Genomic DNA, 1,661 nt, shown 5'->3' with positions numbered 1-1,661 from the left:
GCTTTACGCGGCGCGCTGGATCAACGGCGGCTGAGCGGCTGGCCGGTTCCGCTGCAAGGCTCGCCCGCCGCGCGCATTACCGCGCGGCATCGGCGCCGGCTCCGGCGCCGCGAAATTCCCTTCGATACGCGGACGGCGAGGTGCCGAGCGCGCCCGCGAAATGCTGGCGCAGCGACACGCTCGACCCGTAGCCGGCCGCCTGCGCGATCGCATCGATCGATTGCCCGGTGGTTTCCAGCAGATGCTGCGCGCGCGCGAGCCGCTCGGCCTGCAGCCACGCGGTGACGGTCGTGCCTGTCGCCTGGCGGAAGTGGCGCGTGAACGTGCGCCGGCTCATCAGCACGCGTTCGGCGAGCGAATCGACGCTGTGCGCGGCGTCGAGGTGCGCGCGCACCCAGTCGAGCAGGCCCGCGAGCCGCGCACCGAACATCCCGCGCCGCGCCGCCGACAGCGCGATCACCGCGCACGTCAGCAGGATCAGCGCGAACACGAGCCAGCCGAGCGGCGAGCGCAGCCGCACGATGTCGGTCACGGCGCTGCCGATCCCGTCCACGCGCGTCGCGCGCGCGGCGGCCGGCTGCAGGAACAGCGACACGTTGTCGTACTGCAGCCCTTCGATGCTGTGCGCAACGAGATCCTTGACCATCGGCGCCATCGCGCGCAGGTCGACGCCGGGCCGGTAACGGATATACACGGCCGCGGACGACGGCTTGATCTTGTCCGCGAGCGGATCGTTCTCCGGAATCACGACCTGCACGCGCGCGACGACCACGCCCTCGATGTCCTGCAGCGTGCGCGACAGGTCCTGCGACACGCCGTACAGGTAGCGCACGCGTTCCTCGGCCGGCGTCGATACCAGGCCCTGCTTCTGGAACAGCTCGCCGAGGCTCGCGTAGCTCGGCTTCGGCAACCCGTTCGCCTGCAGCACCGTGAGCGCCGACTGCATGTCGCCGTCCGCGACGCTGACGAGCCACGCGTTGCGGTCCGACGTGTCGCGCGCGTCGTTGTCCTTCGACGCGCTGATGCCCGCGTCGCCGAGCACCGCGACCATCTGGTTCGCATCGCGCTCCGACAGGCCCGAGTACAGCTCCTTCTGGCACCCGGCCAGCAGCACGAGCAGCCCCGCGAGCAGCGCGCGCGCCGCCCGGCTGCGCCACGCATGCGCGCGCGGCGTCGAATCGATCGTCGTCATCGTTTTTCCGCTTCCGTGTGAGCGCGGCCGTGTGCGGCACGCGCACACGCCATCACTCCTGCGTCTTCAGCACCGTGTGCGTGAAGCCGTTCGCCGCCTGCGCGACCGACAGGCTCAACTGGTATTCCGAAATCGTGGTGGTCGCCGTCCACTGAAAATCCATCGCCTTCACCATCGTCATCATCGGATCGCTGCGGCTGTCGGCCATCGACGTCAGCATCTCGCTGCGATGCTTGTCGATGTTCGCGTACCGCGCGTCGAGATCGTTGCCGTAGGTGCGCAACCGCTCGACGAGCGACGACTGGTTCGCCTGCGCGGGCGTCATCTGCACGGCCGGCGCCGCATCCGCCGGTGCGCGCGACATCGCGACGCCCGACGAAGACGGCGGCGCGGCCGGCGATGCGCCCGGCTGCATCAGCGCATCGAACTGGCGCACCTGCACCGGATCGGACGCCGCGCCCGTTTGCTA

1 protein-coding gene and 1 pseudogene are annotated in these 1,661 nt (G+C 70.3%); both read right to left on the bottom strand.

Annotated features, from left to right (window positions below; all coding sequences use genetic code 11):
* Positions 1-76: 76 nt before the first annotated feature.
* Positions 77-1,192, bottom strand: coding sequence for a type III secretion inner membrane ring lipoprotein SctJ (gene sctJ, locus G3O06_RS48060; protein WP_241020623.1), 1,116 nt, complete (start codon positions 1,190-1,192; stop codon positions 77-79).
* 52 nt (positions 1,193-1,244) lie between these two features.
* A pseudogene (locus G3O06_RS48055) lies at positions 1,245-1,661 on the bottom strand (hypothetical protein); the annotation flags it as partial.

It is taken from the genome of Burkholderia sp. Ac-20345, from assembly GCF_017104825.1.
GTDB classification, from domain to species: domain Bacteria; phylum Pseudomonadota; class Gammaproteobacteria; order Burkholderiales; family Burkholderiaceae; genus Burkholderia; species Burkholderia lata_B.
The sequence above is the reverse complement of the archived record's forward strand: the minus strand, read 5'-3'. Positions and strand labels throughout refer to the sequence as shown.